Below are 19,192 nucleotides of genomic sequence, written 5' to 3' on the forward strand. Positions count from 1 at the left end.
TTTTGTGGAGCGGGCAGCGGGAATCGAACCCGCATCATCAGCTTGGAAGGCTGAGGTAATAGCCATTATACGATGCCCGCTTTGCTCATCACCAAAGGCCGCAACCGGTGAAAATGGTGGAGGGGGAAGGATTCGAACCTTCGAAGGCAGAGCCGTCAGATTTACAGTCTGATCCCTTTGGCCACTCGGGAACCCCTCCTGAACTCTGTGAGCACGCACCTCCCTGCCAAACGGCGGGCAGGACAAACCGTGCCGACAGATGAGCGGTGGGCATTTTATTGCATGCCCCAGGCAGTCGCAACAGTTGCCCTGCCGTTTTTTTGGCTAAGACGGTCATTTTGTTAACTAATCAACCGGCGCTGTGGCCGCTGATCCTTGTGAGCCCGGGGGGCTTGGTGTAATGTCCCGTTGCTTGTAACCCTATGTGGCCCGCCGATGAACGATGTCGATAACCTCCTGTCTCCCTACCTGGTTTTCAACCGCGACCAATGGTCGGGACTGCGCAATTCCGTTCCCCTGACGTTAACCCAGGAGGATCTGGTCAACCTGCGTGGTATTCATGACGAGCTGTCGCTGGAGGAGGTCAAGGATATCTACCTGCCGCTGTCCCGCCTGCTCAATCTGTATGTGCGGGCCCGTCAGCGTCGCAGCAAGGTGATCGAACAGTTTCTCGGCACGGAACCGGCCCATGTGCCCTATGTGATCAGCATCGCCGGCAGTGTGGCGGTGGGCAAAAGCACCACGGCGCGCATCCTGCAGGCCTTGCTGGATCGCTGGCCGGAGCATCCCACGGTGGAGCTGGTCACCACAGATGGCTTCCTGCATCCCAACCATGTGCTGGAATCCCGCGGCCTCATGAAGAAGAAGGGCTTTCCCGAGTCCTACGACATGCACACCCTGGTGAAGTTTGTGGCCGACATCAAGGCCGGCAAGTCCCAGGTCAGCGCCCCCGTCTATTCACATCATATCTATGACATAGTGCCGGGCGCCAAGAAGGTGGTACAGAGGCCGGATATCCTGCTGCTGGAGGGGCTGAATGTGCTGCAAAGCGGCATGGACTATCCTCACGACCCCCACCGCGTCTTCGTGTCGGACTTCGTGGACTTTTCCATTTATGTGGACGCAAGCGAGGATCTGCTGAATCAATGGTATGTGGAGCGCTTCCAGTGTTTTCGCCGTAGTGCCTTCTCCGACCCTAACAGCTACTTTCACCATTACAGCCAGCTGTCTGACGCCGAAGCCGAGACCATCGCCAACCAGATCTGGCAGGAGATCAACTACCCAAACCTCAGGGCCAACATCCTGCCGACCCGTGAGCGGGCCAACCTGATCCTGACCAAGGGACAGTGTCACGCCATCGAGCAGGTCAGGCTGCGCAAGTAGCCCTTAGCGGGGGCGCAGAGAGATCTCGCCCCCTACCAGGGTCTGCAGTTCGCCCGCTTCATTTTCCAGCAGCAATGCCCCCTGGCTATCGATACCCCGGGCGATGCCATGCCAGCTGCGCTCCCCACTGATGAGCCTGACCGGTTGATCCCGATACAGATCCAGCTCATTCCAGCGCGCCACAAAGGGGGCCATGCCCTCTTGCTCGAAGCGGGTCAGGCACTGGCGCAACTGACGCACCACGGCACAGGTCAGCCGATGCCGATCCAGACGGCCCTCCCCCACCAGTGTCTGTAGTTCAGCCCAGGGCTGATCGATCTTCTGCGCCTCTCCCAAGGGCAACTGCAGGTTCATGCCCACCCCCACCACCATCTGGCAGGCGCCGCCGACGGTGGCGGCCATCTCCACCAAAATGCCGGCCAGCTTACGGCCATCCAGATAGAGATCATTGGGCCACTTGACCTTGATGCCCGCCAGCCCTTGCGACTCCAGCGCCTCCACCAGGGCGATGCCCACCACCAGGCTCAATCCCATGGCACTGGCCATGCCCTGCTCCAGGCGCCAGAACAGGCTCAGGATCAGCTGGCTGCCAAAGGGGGAATGCCACTGTCGGCCGCGCCGGCCTCGCCCGGCAGTCTGGCACTCCGCCAGCACACACTCGCCTTTTTGCCAACGATCCAGCTGACTCATCATGAAGTGGTTAGTGGAGTCGATGACCGCCAGCACCTGCACAGGAGCCTCAAGCAAGTCTTGCTGCAGGCGCTGGGCATCCAGCAGCTGTATGGGCAGCGCCAGCTTATGTCCCTTGCCGCTGACGCTGTGCAACTCCACCCCCAGCTCCCGCAACCCTTTGAGCTGCTGACTCACCGCCGCCCGGCTGATGCCCAGGGCCTCACCGATCTGTGGGCCGGGATGAAACTGGCCATCGGCCAGCAGATGCAGCAGCTGTTGTTGACGCTCACTCAGTCGGCGCATGACAAGGCCTCCTTCCACTCTCCCATCGCCCCCATGATCCGCACCTCATGCTCCAGCCAGAGACCAAAGCGCGCGTGTACGGTTTGCCGCACATGGCGGGCCAGCTGCAGCAACTCCTCGGCCGTCGCACCACCGAGGTTCACCAGTACCAGCGCCTGCTCCTGATGCACTGCGGCCCGGCCTAGCCGGTAGCCCTTGAGCCCGGCCTGCTCGATCAACCAGCCGGCCGCCAGCTTGGCAGCGCCATTATCAGCAGGATAGAGCGGCATATTGGGATACTCGGCCTTGAGGGCTGCGGCAAGAGCTTGGGGAACCGTGGGATTTTTGAAGAAACTGCCGGCATTGCCCAAGACCGCCGGATCCGGCAGCTTGGCCTGCCGCAGCTGGCAGATCCGCTCATAGATGTCTTGAGCACTGGGCTGTGACAGCGCCGCCAGGGGGCCGTACTGGCAGTGAGGTTGCCAATGCTTGTTTAGGCGTAGGCCGATGCCGGTGATGATATGGCTATGCTGCCAGTCGCCCTTGAAGCGGCTCTCCCGATAACCAAAGCGGCACGCCTCGGCTGGCAGGCGCTCCAACTGCCCCGTCAGCAGATTGAAGGCATCCACGTGTTCACACACCTGGGCCAGCTCGACGCCATAGGCGCCGATATTCTGCACCGGTGCGGCACCGGCACAGCCGGGGATCAGGGCCAGGTTCTCCAGCCCCGGCATGCCTTGTTGCAGGCTCCAGGCCACCAGCGCCGGCCAGTCCTCGCCGGCCGCCACCTGCAGATACCAGGCGTCGGCCGTCTCGGTGACCTCAATCCCCTTGAGCCGGTTGAGCAACACCAGACCGGCAAAATCACAGCTCAGCAGCAGGTTGCTGCCGCCGCCGATCACCAGGCGTGGCAGCTCGCGCCATTTGGGCTCACTCAGCAGCCGTTGCAGGCCGTCCAACTCGGTGATTTCACAGCCCCAGCGGGCGCGGGCGGCCAGGCCAAAACTGTTGTAAGGCTGCAGGTCAAAATCGGCAAGGGGTTGGCAAGACACGGGCTGACTCCAGGAAAACCATGGCCGCCGAGTGTACCCGATCCGCCCCTCAAGCCATAGCCTTGCGCCGGGTACTGCGCGTTCGGGAGGAAGACGAAGCAGGCCGCGCGCCCTTGGCGGATCGGCGCCGTGACGGCTTGCCGGCCGGAGCTCGGCTCAAGGCCCCCAGCCGTTGGCGAAGTTCGCCGGACAGCTGTTGCCCCTGTTCGATCAGCTCACTCAATTGGCGGATAAGCGGTGACATAAAATCACCGTAAGCCAGGGCCTTTTGTTCTATCTTGGCCAATCCCTGCTCCCAGCGCGCCGTCATATCCGGTTGCACCAACACCGGCGGCAAGGCATCCACCAGGGCGCAGCCGGCATCGCTGGCATGGATCTGCTTGCCCTGGCGATGCAAATACCCCCGGGTAAACAGCAACTCTATGATGCCGGCCCGGGTCGCCTCCGTGCCCAGGCCATCGGTTTCTTTAAGGATCGACTTCAAGGCCGGATCCGCCACGTGGCGCGCTATGCCGGTCATGGCGGCCAGCAGGCTAGCATCCGTGTAGGCCTTGGGCGGCTGCGTCTGCTTGTCATGGCGTTGTGCCGTTTGGCAAGCCAGTGCTTGCCCCGGCTGCAAGGGCGGCAGGGCCGCCGCCTCTTCGTCATCTGGCTCCACCGTCTGGCGGTCAAACAGGCTGCGCCAGCCCGACTCCCGCACCACCCGTCCCTTGCCAATAAACAAGCCCCCCGCCAGACGGATCTCGGCTCGGGTCTGTTGGTATTGGTGATCGGGATAGAACTGCGCCAGATACTGGCGGGCGATGAGGCGATAAAGCGCCAGCTCATCGCGACTCAGCTTGGCAGGATCCCCTCCCCGCTCGGTGGGGATGATGGCGTGGTGTGCCTGTACCTTGGCATCGTTCCAGGCGCCGCTGCGCCGGGTCAGATCCGCACTCTGGATCCGGTGCTGCCAATCGGGCAACAGCTGGGTCATGGCCCCACACACCTGAGCGGCGCGGCCATGGTGCTCCCGCGGCAGGTGGCGGCTATCGGATCTGGGATAGGTGATGAGCTTGTGCTGTTCGTACAGCCGCTGACACAGATCCAGTACCTGCTTGGCGGTCAGGTTCAACTGCCGGGCCGCATCGATCTGCAGGCTGGAGAGGTTATAGGGCAAGGGCGGCGACCGCCGGCACTCCTTCTGCTCGACCCGCTCTACCTGGCCGGTTTGCCCCTGCACCGCAGCCACCACCTTGTCGGCCAGGGCGCGATTGAGCACTCGCCCCTCCTCATCCTGCCAGGGCTGGCAGGCGGTCGACGGCTGCCACCAGGCGGTGAAGGTTTCGCCGCCCGCCGTCTGCAGCTGGACACTGACCTCGAAGTAGTCATGGGGTACAAACTGGGCGATGGCGCGATCCCGCGCCACCACCAACCCCAGCACAGGCGTCTGGACCCGGCCCACCGACAGGAGTGCCTCAGCGCCAGCTTCCCGGGCCAGCAGGGTATAGGTGCGGGTCAGGTTGATGCCAAACAGCCAGTCCGCCCGGGAACGGGCCAGGGCGGCGGTGCTTAGAGGCACAAACTCCTGATTGGCTCTGAGGCCGGCCAGGGCCCGGCGCACCGCCGGCAGGTTGAGATCGCTGATGAGGCAACGCTGCATGGTCTGGCGCTTGGCCGCCGGCACCTTGAGGTAATCGATCACCTCGTCCACCAGCAGTTGCCCCTCCCGATCCGGATCACCGGCATGCACCAGCTGGTCGGCCTGCTTGATCCAGTGGCGGATGACCTTGAGCTGGGCGGCACTGCCGCGCCGCGGCTCCCGCTGCCAGGTTTGCGGCAGTATGGGCAGATCGGTCAGGATCCAGCGCCGGTAGCGGGCGTCGTAGGCTTCAGGGGCCGCCTGCTCCAGCAGGTGCCCCACACACCAGGTCACCACATCCTGCTCGCCACACTGGATAAAGCCCTCCCCCTTACGCTGAGGAGACGGCAGGGCCGCCGCAATGGCACGGCCCAGGCTGGGTTTTTCGGCGATAAACAGGCGCATGGCAGGCTCGACTAACTGTATTTAAATACAGTATCTGAGATTCGGGGGATTTTGCCAAGACCGCCTAAGGGGCTGGCGGCAACAGCTCGGCTGGGGTGACCGGCAGGCAGACGGCCATGCAGGTATAACGCCCCGGTACTGAGCGAACCGCGATCCGGCCCTGATGCTGGGCGATGATCTGCTGACAGACATGCAACCCTATGCCCAGACCAAAGTTGCCATCGCGTTTGGTGGTGAAATTCAGCTCGAAGATCCTGGCCTGCAGCTCGGGGGCGATGCCGTGACCGTTGTCTTCCACCTCGATGCGGATCCAGGGAGCCCCGGCCTCGTCGTACACTTGGCTGCGCACCTGGATCCGCCCCTCTCGCCCCAACTCCGCCACCGCATCCAGGGCGTTGGCGATGAGGTTGGTCCACACCTGCTGCAAGGCGATGGGATAACAGAGCACCTTGGGCCGCGTCTCGTCATAGTGCCGCTCCAGGGTCAGCTGCTTGAGACGGTTTTCGAAGATGGTCAGGGTGTCTTCCAGTCCCTCCAGCAGATCCACCCGTTGCGGTACCGCATTATCCTGCCGGGCATACTGCTTGAGGCCCTTGACCAGATCGGCGATGCGCCGGGCACAGACATGAATGTTGTGCAGGAAGTTGCCCATCTGGTAGTAGTCGTCCAACCGCGCCAGCTGCGTCTGACGGGCCGCCGCCGACAGAGGGGCAAATTGGCGTTGCCAGAGGGCGGGGTCATCCAGCTGCATCTGCACCAGCTGCCGGGCCTGGGTGCGATCACCGGTGTAATGCTCGGCCTGGGCGGCCCGCTGGCGCACCGTGGCGGTGGACAGCGGCGTCACCTGCATGGCCTGCTGCAGTATGCTGGCGGCCAGGGCGCGCCAGGGCTCCGCCATGGGCTCCATCAGCAGGCCCGGCAGTTGGGCCTGCAGGGTGTCGGCACCGCGCAAGATGGCCGCCACCGGATTGTTCAGCTCGTGGGCCACCCCGGCCACCAGCTGGCCCAGCACCGCCAGCTTTTCCCGTTCCACCAGCTGCGCCTGGGCCTGCTCCAGCGACGCCAGGGTCTTTTGCAAGGCCATCTTGGTCTGGATGCTGTTCTGCAGTCGACGGTTGAAGTGGCGCAACAGCAGGTGGGTAAACAGCGGCAGCAAGTCGGACTTGGCCTGCATCACCTTGGCAAACAGCGCCTTGTCCAGCTTGATCACCTCGGCGGCGGTCAAGGTTACCCCTGTGGTAAAGGCCGGTTCACCGGTGACAAACGACATGCCCCCTACCAGCGCCCCCTGCTGATAGCGCACCACCTCCCACTCCTGTCCTTCGGCGTCGCGCTTCTTGAGCACCACCTCCCCCTGGGCAATAAACCAGAGGAACTCATTGCGCTCCCCTTGCCGGGTCAGCACATGATTGGGACTGTAACGGCGGCAGGCCCGAGTCTCGTCGTTGCCCTCGAAGAACTGGTACAGCGCCCGGATCACGGCGGCCGACAGCGCCTCGTCGGTGTAATGGGTGTAGTCCATGAAGCCCTGGCGATAGGCCGCCATCTGGCGATCCAGCTGGGCTCTGAGCAGGCGTTGGCCATCCAGCAGAGGCGCAAAGCGCAAGGGTTCATCCTGTTGGCGCGCCACATAGTCGGTGAGCTGCTGACGCACCGCCTGCAACAAGGTACCGGGCGCCCAGGGATACAAGAGCACATGATCCAGCGACCCACGATTGACCGCCTCGATCAGCTTGTCCGAGGCCTGCTGTCGCCCCCACAGCACCCGCTGACAACCTGACTGGGCCACCAGTGCACTGCCCAGCAACAGGCTGCCCTCGCCATCCTCCAGCTGCTGCTCACACAACACCAGGGCCACAGGTGCCGCCTCGCTGGCCTGGCTCAGGCACTCATAGGCGGCCGCCAAGGAGGAGGCCGTCTGCCAACCAAACAGGGAAAACAGCGGGGTCAGCTCCTCGGCAAACTGCGCCTGCAGTTGGGGCTCACCGCACACAGACAAGATGAGAGGCTCGGACATGGGGCGTACCGGCAAGGGGTTTGAGCCCAGTATAGAAGCCCGTCAGCGGCGGAGCCGTGGTGCTCTTAGCAATACTCCCCTTCGGCCAGGAAGTCGTCCATCAAATCCAGCAGATCCGGCCAGAGTGACTCGGGGATCGGCGCCTCGGGATCGTCCTCGTTGTCGTCCTGTTCGCCCCAGAAGTAGCGACGCACCGCATTGGCAAACTCATCATCCAACTCGGCCAGCTCCGCCAGCGAGCCCAGCCAGACGATGCGCCTGAGGCCGGAGGAGAGATCATTGAGGTGATCCACCATGGCCGGCAGACTCAACGACTGCTCGATGATGAGCGCAAACCGCTCGCGGGCCGCTTCGGTCTGCTCCTCGTCCAACTCACCGGTATCGGCCAGCAGATCCACGTACTCCTCCTGCAGATACTGGCACAGCTGTTCCTGATCCTCGAACCAGTGCAGCTGGCTGCCGCGATTACCCAGCAAGGAGGCATTAAAGGATTCGTCGACATGGCACAGGGCCAAGGGATTGTTCATGTTCACCTCACGCAAAACAACAACGCCCGGCAGCATACCGGGCGGCGAACAGACAGGATAGCGCAGCTTGCGTGAACTGCTAGGCGGTGCTCACCGCCTTGAGCATGACGCTGACCACAAACAGCAAGACAAAGACCAACAGCGGGGGAAGCAGCAGGGTTCTCAACATAGGCACACCTCCTTGGCACTTCATCTGACTATGCGCGAGGGTGGAGGCGGTTGCCAGATTTGGCTGAATTCTGTGCACTACGCCATAAAATCAGCCGCCGCGCCAACCACTACGGCCTGACTTGATAGCGGAGGTTCATCTCACCATCAATAAAAAACCCTGCGAAGGGAAACCTTCGCAGGGTTAACTCACCATCCTAGACACGGCTCGCTCGGCGAGCCGTGTTCAGTAGTCAGGCTAACTTACGGCAGCTGACAAACATCGATGGTTCCCTTGACGCCGGCGCCACTCATCTCGGCGGTCGTGTCAAGCTTCAGGCGGAACAGCCAGTTGCCTTCAGACAGGGCGATGTTGTTGTTGCCTTGGTCGGAGCCGGCACCACCGAAGCGACCATAAGCCTCATACACCACGTCCGGTTCCATGTTGGTCACCAGAGAACCACCTTGGCTAGCGAAGAACTGGGGATCCCAGGCTGAACTATCGGCAGAAACCTTGAAGCCACCGGTCAGGGTACCCTCAGTGATCACGGCCTCGTAGATGCCGTTGCCCTTGTAGCCCAGCTTGTATTGCACATCCCAATTCCAGCTGGAGTGTGCACCGCGCAGCGCCAGTTGGGTGTCACCCAGGGTCGGCGTCTCATTGGTGTCAGACAACAGCTCACAGGCCGCAGCCGGTTCTTCAATCGCCAGGGTCAGGGTCGGGCTGGCCTTGTTCACCACCTTGAAGGTAAAGGTGTAGGTACCCGCCTTGGTCAGATCCATCGGAACATCCCCGGTAGAACCACCAGCACACAGGGTCAACGGCGTGCCAGGTACCAACTTGTCGTCAGAGTTGCACTTGCCGTAGTTAATTGCACTCCAGTCTGCGTCAGCCACCTTCATGGAGGTGCCATTTTCAGACAGCATGTCGTCGGTGACTTCCACTGTCCAGGTGTAGCTATAGTCAGCACCGGTGAAGGCAAACTGGTTGGTTTCCAGCGCGTCCCAGGTACCGCCGAAGCCACGGGCATAAACCGGCACGGAGAAGGGTTCAACCGTGCTCAGATCCTGCTTCTTGGAGACCGGCAGACCGGTACCCTGAGCATCGCCTTGCGGCTTGACGAACACGGCAACGGACCAGGCCGGCACAGTGAACTCACCCTCGGCGAAGGTAGCACCAGAACCGATGGAGGCAGCGCCCAGCTCAGTCTGCACGTCATGCAGCTGGTAACCCGCCAGGGCGATGGCGTTGCCGCTACCGTCGATGAAATCCCCTACCGTCTGTTCGGACGGCGAAGAGTTGACGATAACCACAGCCGCATCCAGCTTAGCATCCAGATCCGCAACGCCAGTACCATCATCCAGAGTCATGACGATCAGACCAGGAACCTGTTCCGGACCCGTATTACGGAAGTCCACACGCTCCATCACCTTGGCACCAGTGCCCAGGGTGAACAATTCAGAGGAAGAGCGGATCTTCAGCATTTCCTTGAAATAGCTCAGCATCTGAGTCATTTCGCTGTTGGTCGGCTTCTCAAACTGCGCCAGGGCATGTTCGATCAGATCGTACTTGGCGCTGTCCTTGTCGGCACGCGGATAGCCCTTGTCGTAGTTGTTGTCTTCCAGGGTGTAATCCACCCAGTTGAACCAGTCACCTGAGTTATAGGAGTCGCGGTTGAAAGACTTGGAACGCAGGAACTCACCACCGATGTCGCTAAACACGATGCCTTGACCCAGCAGCACGGTGGCCTGGGACAGTGCCGTCATGCGGACACGCTCATCCAGGGTGGTCTCGTCAGCCGCCTTGTACTGAGTGATATCCCAGATGGATTGGTTGTCGTGCTTGGTCACATAGTTCAGCACTTCGAACGGATCCACGGCATAACCAGCCGGTGCGGAACCATACGCCATGTCGGACCCCTTGGTCGGCACACCCTCGTAGGTGGTCAGCACAAAATCCTTCAGGTTACCGGCCATCCCCAGACGAACCAGGTCAGTCTGCGCCATGGCGGCGGCCTTGGCTGCAGCATCATCGCTGATGGCGGTATTGGGCTCGACATAGGCCCCGTTACCAAAGCCTTGCGCGGTGTGAACGGCAGTGCCGTCATCACAGCAACCACCGCCCCGAACCGCATCACGCAGACGGTCGGAGTAAGTAGAGATACCTGTGCCGCCCATGTTCAGCTGAGAGGCGGTGACGAAGCGGGTGTTGTTGACCGTCTCGCCGTAATCCCAACCTTCGGAATAGAAGAACATGTCCGGGTTCACTGTCTTCACCTTGGCCAGCGCATCCAGCATCTGTGCCTTGGGGTGGAAACCGTTCAGGTCGAAGCGGAAGGAGTCGATCTTGTACTCCTTGGCCCAGGTGACCAGGGAGTCACTCATCAACTTGGCGAACATGGCGTGTTCCGGTGCCGTGTTGGAGCAGCAGGTGGACATTTCCACATCGCCACTGAGCTCATCCAAGCGGTGATAGTACCAGGGGACAATCTTGTCCAGCACGGACTTGTCATCGCTGGGGCCGGCGGCGTTGGTGTGGTTATACACCACGTCCATGACCACGTTCATGCCGATGTTCTGCTTGATGGCCATGACCATCTCGCGGAACTCCTTGATCCGAGTGGTACCCTCGGCCTCAGAGGCATAAGAACCTTCCGGCACAGTGTAGTGGAAGGGATCGTAACCCCAGTTGAAGCTGTCGTAGTCACGCAGATAGCTTTCGAAACGCTGCACCACAGGGTTGGACTTGCTGTCGCTCTCCTCCAGCTCTTCAAACACCTGCTGCACCGTCTTAGCGCTGTCGCAATAGCCGGAGAACTCGGAGGAGGTCATGGCGCTATTGAGTTCACACAGCTTGCTGACCGGATCCGGCAGATCCACCCGCTTGGCCGGATCTTCATTGATGGTGGCAATGTCGAAGGTCGGCATCAGGTGCATGTGAGTCACACCGCTCTTGGCCAGATCCATCATGTGTTGTACCGGCACCGTCTCGGTATCGGTAAAGGCCAGATACTTGCCACGCTCCGCCTCAGGCGTAGACACATCACGAGCAGAGAAGTCGCGGATATGGGTTTCCAGCGTGACAATTTTCGCCGGGTTATCCAATTGGGTATGCGGAGCCTTCAGGTCATCCCAGCCAGCCGGCTTGAGATCGGCAGATTCCAGATCCACCACCTGGCTGTAGGTGGAGTTCATGGACAGGCTCAGGGAGTAGGGATCAGTCACCTCATAGCTGTGCCACTTACGATCCACCGGGTGGTAAACGGTGATGGCATAGCGATAGTACTTGCCGACCAGGCTGGTGTCACCGGTGTAAGACCAGGCACCGGAGGCATTGTCCAGGGTCATGGCTTCGGTGGACGCGACGCTCTTATCCTCGTTGTAGATCACCAGGCTGACTGCGGTGGCAGTCGGCGCCCACAGACGGAAGGTCACGCCATCGTCGGCCACCATGGCGCCATAGCTCAGCTCCTTGGCGGATTCAGCATACAGATCATCCAGACCACCGGCGGTCTGCACATAGGTGCCGGCCAGCAGGGTGCCCTTGCTGTCCAGCGCCACGGCAGCGACCTGATTCTTCAGGACGGCCTTCAGGGTATCGGCATCCACATTGCTCGGCAGGCTGAAGGCGGTGAAACCAGACAGGTGCGGATAGGCGGCCTTCTGCTCATCGGTCAGTTCGGTGGCGGTCAGCTTGATGAATTTATCAGTGACCTTGCCATCTTCACCCGCGACTATGGTGCCGTTGTTGGCGGAGTAGTACAGGCGCACAAACTTGGCATCCGCCAGGGAGCTGTCACTCCACACCAGGGTGTTGGCATCGATCAGGTGCGCACTGGCCGCGGAGAACATGTCGAAGGAGGTGTTGGCCTTCCAGTCGGCATAGGCATCCTGCTTGGCGTCATAGAACTGCCGATCGCCCTCGCGGGCGGTGACGGTGCGATCGCTAAAATTGGCCAACTTGAGGGCATAGCTGCCATCGTTGTTATCGCCCAGGATCTTGTTCTGACCGGCATCCCGCACGATCAGGTTGACGCAGGCAGTGGCATCATCCATGGCCCCGTCTTTGAGTTTGAGATCCCAGTAAGGGCCGTATTCGTCATAGCCAGTGGGGGTGTTCTGCGCAGAGCCCCAAGCTGCAGCTTCACCGTTCTCGGTATCCCCGTCGGTGCTCAGCAGCTGACCGTCATCGGCATCGGTCGCCAGAGCTTGGCAGGTGTCCTGGTTATAGAGCCACAGGCTGTAGTTGGCCCAGGGCGTGCCAGTCGCATCCCGGCCACTCTTGGCCGCGGCACTGTTGGAGGAGAGATCCGGATCCACCAGGTAGAGACGAATGGTGTTGGCATCGGCAGGCGCCACATCAGCCTCGGCCGCGACGGTATCGGACGGCAGAGCAGGAGCGGCGTAGCTAAAATTGCTGTCTGAGGTAAATCCACCGCTCTCGTTGGAGTCAGAGCCACAGCCTGCCATGGCCAGCGCCACGACACTGGGCATTACCAGCAGGGCAAGTCTTTTGAATCGTAAGTCCATACTGTTTCCCTTGTTAGCCATTTTGCGAACGATGTCCGCTTGTAATATGAAATTCAGAAACAACACTTCACATCCATGGTCGTTTTTGTTGAAACGCGTCATGCGGGTGTTTCGCGGCGTAATATAATGTTGCAGAGCTGCCGTAAATTGTGATCAGGTAAAGAAAAAAGGATCGGCGTAGGTTTCCGATAAGATCGCTTAACACATCTTTGCGAGCCAGATCTCGGTGATATGGCAGAAAACGGTTTCATGAAATGAAATAATATTACGGAAATAAACAACAAACCGAGCGGTTTATTGACTAGACAGGCAGAAATTTGTTGCCCTAAAAAAGCAGATTAAGCAAAAAAAACCGCTCGCCATGGCGAGCGGTTTTAGGTGAAAAGACCGTCTGAATTACTGCAATTGGCAGACGTCGAAACTGCCCTTCACCCCGGCACCGGACATGGTGGCTTTGGTGTCCAGCGCCAGGCGGAACAACCAGGTTCCCTCAGCCAGATCCATGGTGTTGTTACCCGGATCCGACCCCTCACCACCGAAGCGACCATAGGCCTCATACACCACATCCGGCTGCATATCGGTCACCAGCGTACCGCCAGAGGTCGCGAAGAACTGCGGATCCCAACTGGTGGTGTTTGCGGCAATCTTGAAGCCACCGGTCAAGTCCACATCCGAAGAGATGGCCGCCTCATAGATGCCATCGCCCTTGTAGGTCAACTGATAGGCTGAATCCCAGGCCCAGGAGGAATGAGCCCCCCGCAGTGCCAGGGTGGTATCCCCCAGGGTCGGCGTCTCACTGGAATCATCCAGCAGGGTGCAGGCCTCGGCCTCTTCGGCAATCGCCAACGTCAGAGTCGGGCTGGTCTTGCTGGCCACTTTAAAGGTGAAGGTGTAGGTGCCGGCCTTCTCAAGTGCCATGGGGATGTTGCCACCACCGGAACACAGGGTCAGGGTGCTGCCGGCCTCCAGGGTGTCACCGTCACTGCAAATGCCGAAGTTGGCAGTAGACCAACTGGCATCGGCCACCTTGAGCTCGGCACCGTCATCGGAGAGCATGTCATCCGTCACCTCAACCGACAGGGTGTAGCTGTAGTCAGCCCCGGTGAAGGTGAATTTGTTGGCATCGGCGGCGCTCCAGTTGCCGAACATGGCCTGGTTACCCAAGGCGTAAACATCTACGTCGTAGGGTTCAACCGTGCTCATGTCCTGCTTCTTGGAGACCGGCAAGCCAGTGCCTTGAGCCTCGCCCTGCGCCTTGACGAACACGGCCACCGACCAGGCCGGCACGGTGAACTGACCGTCGGCGAAGCTGGCACCATAACCGATGGAGGCAGAGCCTAGCGCGGTCTGGATGCTGCTTTGCGTGTAGCCGGAGAGAGTGATGGCATTGCCATCGCCGTCCTTGAAGTCACCAATGGTCTGGCTGCTACCGGAGGCATTTACCAGCACCACGATGCCATCGTAGCTGCTGTCCAGATCGGTCTGGCCGGTACCGTCATCAAGGGTCATGACGATGAGGCCGTCCACCTGGTCACTCCCCACGTTGCGGAAGTCCACCCGGTTCATGACCTCAGCGCCGGTTCCCAGCGTGAACAACGGAGAAGACTGGCGCAGGCTGGCCAGCTCCTGGTAGAAGCTGTTCATCTCGGCAATCTCGGTGGCACCCGGCGCCCCCACCACGTCCTTGATCGAGGCGATCAGGGAGTAGTTGTCACCGTCCTTGTCGTAACGGGGCAAGCCAACGTCGTAGTTGTTGGTCTGCATGCTGTAGTCGACCTTGTTGTACCAGTCGCCTGAGTTGTAGGAGTCACGTTCGAATGACTTGGAACGCAGCAACTCGGAGCCTTGCTGGTCAAACGCGATCCCCTGTCCCAGCAGCACGGTGGCCAGGGAGAGCCCCTGCATCCGCACCCGGGTGGCCATATCGGCATCGGTGGAGGCCTTGTAGGCGATGATGTCGAAGAGGGTCTGGTTATCGTGTTTGGACACGTAGTTCTGCACTTCAATGGGATCCTGGGCATAACCTGCCGCTACTCCGTTGTAATCGAAGTCGGAACCCACCTTGGGAGTGCCCTCGTAATCCACCAGCACATAGTCCTTCAGGTTACCGGCCATCCCCAGACGGGTCAGATCCGCCAGGTGACGGGCGTCATCCTGGGTCATGGCATCCTCTTCGTTGGCCAGGACATAGGCGCCGTTGCCAAAGCCCTGATTCTTGCGAATGGAGCTGCCTGAATCGAAAGGACCACCGCCACGCACCGCATCCCGCAGGCGATCGGAGAAGGTACCTATGCCGGTGCCGGTCAGGTTCAACTGGGTAGCCGCCGTGAAGCGATCGCCTTGACCGGCATCCCAGCCTTCGCCCAAGAAGTACATCTCAGAGTCCACCGCCTTGGTCTTGGCCAGGGCATCCACCATCAGACTCTTGGGGATGTAGCCCATGAGATCGAAGCGGAAGGCGTCGATCTTGTACTCCTGGGTCCAGGTGAGTAGGGAGTCTTCCATCAGCTTGGCGAACATGGCGTGCTCCGGCGCAGAGTCGGAACAGCAGGTAGCGCTTTCCACCGTACCCGTGGTTTCGTCCAGGCGTTGGTAATACCAGGGGACTATCTTATCCAGCACAGAGGAATCCGCAGTCGGTCCGGCAGCATTGGTGTGGTTGTACACCACATCCATCACCACGTTCATGCCGATGTCTTCCTTGATGGCCTTGACCATCTTGCGGAACTCGAGGATACGGGCGGTACCGTCGGCATCCGAGGCGTAGGAGCCCTCAGGCGTGGTGTAGTGGAAGGGGTCATAACCCCAGTTGAAGGAGTCGGTATCGGCGATCATCAGGTTGAGGGTCTGCACCGCCTTGGAGTCCTTGTCCAGGGAAGCCAACACCTCGGCCACCGTGCTATCGCTGGTGCAATAGCTGGCAAACTCGCTGGCCGCCACGGCACTATTGACCTCGCACAGATGGCTGAAGCTATCGTTCAGGTTAGCCACCTGATCCGGGTCTTCATCGACCGAGGCGATATCAAATACCGGCATCAACTCCATATGGGTCACACCGGCGGCGGCCAAGGCCTTCAGGTGTTGCACCGCCAGGGAGTTGGCCTCGGTCAATGCCAGGTACTTGCCCCGCTCGCTGGCATCGATACCGGTGTCAAAGGCTGTCAGATCCCGTAGATGTGATTCGTGCAGCACCATCTTAGCCAAATCGGCTTCACTGGTCTGGGCATGGGGGGCCTGCAGGCTGTCCCAGCCATCAGGCTTGAGGGCCTCTGAGTCCAGATCCACCACCTGGCTGTACTCGGAGTTCATGGACAGGCTCAGGGAATAGGGATCGGTCACCTCATAGCTGTGCCAAGCCTGATCGGCCGGGTGGTAGACGGTGATGGCATAGCGGTAGTACTGACCTACCAGACTGCTGTCACCGCTGTAGGACCAGGAGCCGGAGTCGCTGTCCAGGGTCATTGCATTGGTGGAGACGACGCTCTTGTCCTCGTCGTAGATCACCAGGCTGACGGCGGTGGCGGTGGGGGCCCACAGGCGGAAGGACACGCCATCATCAGACACCTGGGCGCCATAGCTCAATGCGGTGGCCGCATCGGCATAGAGATCATCCAGGGCGCCGGCGGTCTGCACATAGGTGCCGGCCAACAGGCTGCCTTCACTATCCAGCGCCACTGCGGCGATCTGGTTCTTCAACACCGCCTTGACGGTGTCGGCGGTCACATCGCTGGGCAGACTAAAAGCCTTATAGCCAGACAGGTGGGGGAAGGCTGCCTGCTGTTCGTCGGTCAACTCGGTCGCCGTCAGCTTGATGAAGTCGGCCGTGACCTTGCCATCATCATCCGCGCTGATGGTGCCGCCATTGGCGGAATAGTACAGACGGACAAACTTGGCATCTGCCAGGTTGTCATCGTTCCACACCAGGGTGTTGGCATCGATGAGATGCGCCGCCGCATCGGTGAACATGCCGGAGGACAGATTGGCCTTCCAGGCATCGTAGGCATCCTGCTTCTTGTCATACAGGGTGCCATCGCCTTCCCGCACCGAGACGGTACGGTCGGCATAATCCGCCAGGGTGATGATGGTGTTGTCATCACCCAGCAACTTGCCGGTGCCATCCCGCACGATCAGACTGACACAGGCACCGTCTGTGGTCAGCGCATCGTCCGCCAACTTGAGATCCCAATAGGGGCCGTAGTCGTCAGAGCCCGTCGGCGTGTTGGCGGTATAGTCCCAGCCGGCACCATCTTCTGCGGCCGTCCCGTCCACCAATTGACCATCATCATCCGCGACGGCCAAACCGGAGCAGGTGCTGTCGTTCCACATGTACAGGTTGTAGGTGGAGTAGGCCGGGCTGGCGGTGGCGGAGGTTGAGGTGGCCGCCGACGAGGCGGTGCTGCTCAGTTCGGGATCCACCAGATAGAAACGCAGCGTGTTAGCGTCTTCTGGCGTCGCATCATTCTCAGCCGAGACGGTTGCATCCGGCAGGCTGGCCGCCGTATAGGTAAAGACGCTGTCTTCCGTGAAGCCGTCAGAGCTGGTGGTGGAATCATCAGAGTCGAAGACACAGCCACTCATGCTAAGAGCAACGACACTGGGCATCACCAGCAGCGCGAGCCGTTTAAATCGTAAGTCCATACTATTTCCCTTGTTAGTCATATTCCAAAACAACGCCGGTTTGTTATCGGAACGTCGCCAACAACCTTGGCGACCCTCGTTTATGCAGCGAAGACCACTGACGCAGCACGCTTGGCGCGGAATATAAAGAGCGACAACACAGGTAATTTGTGACCTAACGAGTAAATTGCATCGGCTTAGCATCCCTTAACCTAGGCTGACCTTTTTTTGTGACCTTAAGCAGAGGCAAAGACTTGAAAGCGCTTTCAGTTTTTGCCTCAAGACAGGTAATTCTTGTTCAGCAATGGGATAACTGAATCTGGCCCGTATGGGCCTATACCCGTCGGGCAAAAAAGATTCGGCAGGCAGATGGCGCCGTCGGCGCTATAACGAGATTTGCCGTTGGATGGGGCTACTGAGGGAGATCAGGGTCTCGGTGGACTGGATCTCGTCGATGGACTGGATGCGGTTGATCAGCAGCTGGTGCAGCTCGTCGATGGAGCGGGTACGCACCTTGATGAAGATGTTGTAGTGCCCTGTGGTGTAATGAGCCTCCGTCACCTCCGGCAGGCGATGCAACTGCTCGATAGCCCGACCATAGTCCTTGGCGCTCTTGAGGTTGATGCCGATGAAACAGCAGACGTCGAAGCCCAAGGACTGAGGATCCAATGTGATCTGGGCACCCGTGATGATGCCGGCCTGCCTGAGCTTCTCCACCCGTACATGGATGGTAGCCGGGCTGACGCCATTGAGTTTGGCCAGCTCGGCATAGGGCGTCCGGGCATTGTCCACCAGGGCAGTCAGTATCTTGCGGTCCAGATCATCGATCTGATAATGAGCGGCCACTTTTCAGCCTCATAAATAAACAAACGATAAAATATCGGCACCAAGATTAAACAAAAAAAAGCAAAGGCGGGGAATTTATTGTTGGGTATTGAACGAAAACGCAAAAATACTGATGATTGCCTCGTTTTCAGCCGCGGTGATCCGCGCTTCCGACCATCAGGAGCTGGTCGGGACTTGGCACTGAATTCCGGGCCATTCGCTCCACCCACGTTGAATGACCCATCATTCCTCTTTCGCCAGCCGTCCTAGGACGGCTGTTCTTTTTTCCAGCCGCCTTGTCTCACTGCGCCATCAGCTGCTCGGCCTTGCTTTGCCACTGAGCCGCCTTGGCCGCATCCCGCTCAAAGCCCAGCGCCTTGGCCATCTCCGGTGGCAGCGGCAACAGTCCCCGCTCATACAGGCTGGCGATGAAGCGGGCCAGGCTCGGCGAGGCCTGTTGGGCGTAATTCAGGATCGCCACCCGCCGCACCTGGGCCTCCGGTGCAGCCATGCTGCGCAAAAACGTCTGTCGGGCCGCCTCATCCTGCCCCACCATCACAGGCACCCCCTGTTCGTTCAAGGCCTGAAACCAGGACAGGCAGGCCTGCAGGTTCTGCTGCTGGCACAGGGTATCCAGCAGACCGAAGGACTCCTTGAGCAAGGGATCGGCCATCAGGGCGGGCCAGTTATCCAACTGGGCCTGGTTCAGCTGGCCATCCGGCGACAATCGCATCAAGGGTTTGTGGGCCTGGGCACTGAGCAAGCCGGCATAGAGCAGGGTGGCCACCGGATCCGCCGGCACCCTGGGCTTGAGCAGCGCGGCCAGGTGCTGGTACTGACCATCACCGCCATCCCGCAGCACGGGCTCGGTCACCAGGCTCAGATAGGCCAGGGGTGACTGGTGCAAGGAGAGATCCACGAAACGGCTCGCCAGGGCATGGTACTCCTGCTCGGCAGTGGGCGGAGCGACTTCGGTGGCCTGCAGGGCGGGCAGGGTCAAACAGCTCAACAAGAGGGCAAGGCAACGCAGTGACATGGGGCATCTCCAATACGGCGGGGCTGGCATTATGGCCGGGCCCCATCACAAAACCAGCCGTGGCAACCCGGCTTTGCG

Annotated in this window: 10 protein-coding genes and 2 tRNA genes; 1 reads left to right on the top strand and 11 read right to left on the bottom strand. The window is 60.2% G+C overall.

Annotated elements, in window-relative coordinates; translation table 11 throughout:
- Window positions 1-5: 5 nt before the first annotated feature.
- A tRNA-Gly gene (locus tag ABD847_RS08475) sits at window positions 6-80 on the bottom strand.
- Between the two features lie 34 nt (window positions 81-114).
- Window positions 115-199, bottom strand: a tRNA-Tyr gene (locus ABD847_RS08480).
- Between the two features lie 236 nt (window positions 200-435).
- Here ABD847_RS08480 and coaA point away from each other — a divergent pair.
- The gene (gene coaA, locus ABD847_RS08485) at window positions 436-1,383 is read left to right on the top strand and encodes a type I pantothenate kinase (RefSeq protein WP_345011967.1); all 948 of its coding nucleotides are present in this window, start codon (window positions 436-438) and stop codon (window positions 1,381-1,383) included.
- Between the two features lie 3 nt (window positions 1,384-1,386).
- On the opposite strand, the gene birA is transcribed toward coaA, so the two are convergent.
- From birA to ABD847_RS08530, 9 genes are all read right to left on the bottom strand, one after another.
- Window positions 1,387-2,358: a bifunctional biotin--[acetyl-CoA-carboxylase] ligase/biotin operon repressor BirA gene (birA, locus tag ABD847_RS08490; RefSeq protein WP_345011969.1), complete on the bottom strand. Its 972-nt coding sequence runs from the start codon at window positions 2,356-2,358 to the stop codon at window positions 1,387-1,389.
- On the bottom strand, window positions 2,346-3,389 hold the full coding sequence (murB, locus tag ABD847_RS08495; protein WP_425568439.1) for a UDP-N-acetylmuramate dehydrogenase: 1,044 nt from the start codon (window positions 3,387-3,389) through the stop codon (window positions 2,346-2,348). The genes birA and murB overlap by 13 nt, the downstream gene beginning before the upstream one ends.
- Window positions 3,390-3,438: 49 nt before the next feature.
- Window positions 3,439-5,415 (bottom strand): DNA topoisomerase III, encoded by a 1,977-nt coding sequence (locus ABD847_RS08500; protein WP_345011971.1) that lies wholly within the window; start codon window positions 5,413-5,415, stop codon window positions 3,439-3,441.
- A gap of 64 nt (window positions 5,416-5,479) precedes the next feature.
- On the bottom strand, window positions 5,480-7,432 hold the full coding sequence (locus ABD847_RS08505) for an ATP-binding protein (protein ID WP_345011973.1): 1,953 nt from the start codon (window positions 7,430-7,432) through the stop codon (window positions 5,480-5,482).
- Window positions 7,433-7,497: 65 nt separating this feature from the next.
- Entirely contained in the window at window positions 7,498-7,959 is a 462-nt protein-coding gene (locus ABD847_RS08510; protein ID WP_345011975.1) for a hypothetical protein, read from the bottom strand.
- Between the two features lie 411 nt (window positions 7,960-8,370).
- Window positions 8,371-12,636: a pullulanase-type alpha-1,6-glucosidase gene (pulA, locus tag ABD847_RS08515; RefSeq protein WP_345011977.1), complete on the bottom strand. Its 4,266-nt coding sequence runs from the start codon at window positions 12,634-12,636 to the stop codon at window positions 8,371-8,373.
- A gap of 396 nt (window positions 12,637-13,032) precedes the next feature.
- Window positions 13,033-17,274, bottom strand: a complete 4,242-nt coding sequence (pulA, locus tag ABD847_RS08520; protein WP_345011979.1) for a pullulanase-type alpha-1,6-glucosidase — start codon at window positions 17,272-17,274, stop codon at window positions 13,033-13,035.
- A 363-nt stretch (window positions 17,275-17,637) separates the two neighbouring features.
- Complete coding sequence (asnC, locus tag ABD847_RS08525) at window positions 17,638-18,099, bottom strand: transcriptional regulator AsnC (protein WP_345011981.1); 462 nt, start codon at window positions 18,097-18,099, stop codon at window positions 17,638-17,640.
- Window positions 18,100-18,379: 280 nt separating this feature from the next.
- Entirely contained in the window at window positions 18,380-19,114 is a 735-nt protein-coding gene (locus tag ABD847_RS08530; protein WP_345011983.1) for a hypothetical protein, read from the bottom strand.
- Window positions 19,115-19,192 lie beyond the last annotated feature (78 nt).

The sequence above is a fragment of the Pseudaeromonas paramecii genome (assembly GCF_039540575.1).
Lineage (GTDB): Bacteria > Pseudomonadota > Gammaproteobacteria > Enterobacterales > Aeromonadaceae > Pseudaeromonas > Pseudaeromonas paramecii.

Bases quoted from the DNA above. Each gene is read 5' to 3' on its own strand.
- coaA (WP_345011967.1), top strand. From the start codon at position 436: ATGAACGATGTCGATAACCTCCTGTCTCCCTACCTGGTTTTCAACCGC.
- birA (WP_345011969.1), bottom strand. From the start codon at position 2,358: ATGCGCCGACTGAGTGAGCGTCAACAACAGCTGCTGCATCTGCTGGCC.
- ABD847_RS08500 (WP_345011971.1), bottom strand. From the start codon at position 5,415: ATGCGCCTGTTTATCGCCGAAAAACCCAGCCTGGGCCGTGCCATTGCG.
- ABD847_RS08505 (WP_345011973.1), bottom strand. From the start codon at position 7,432: ATGTCCGAGCCTCTCATCTTGTCTGTGTGCGGTGAGCCCCAACTGCAG.
- ABD847_RS08510 (WP_345011975.1), bottom strand. From the start codon at position 7,959: ATGAACAATCCCTTGGCCCTGTGCCATGTCGACGAATCCTTTAATGCC.
- pulA (WP_345011977.1), bottom strand. From the start codon at position 12,636: ATGGACTTACGATTCAAAAGACTTGCCCTGCTGGTAATGCCCAGTGTC.
- pulA (WP_345011979.1), bottom strand. From the start codon at position 17,274: ATGGACTTACGATTTAAACGGCTCGCGCTGCTGGTGATGCCCAGTGTC.
- ABD847_RS08530 (WP_345011983.1), bottom strand. From the start codon at position 19,114: ATGTCACTGCGTTGCCTTGCCCTCTTGTTGAGCTGTTTGACCCTGCCC.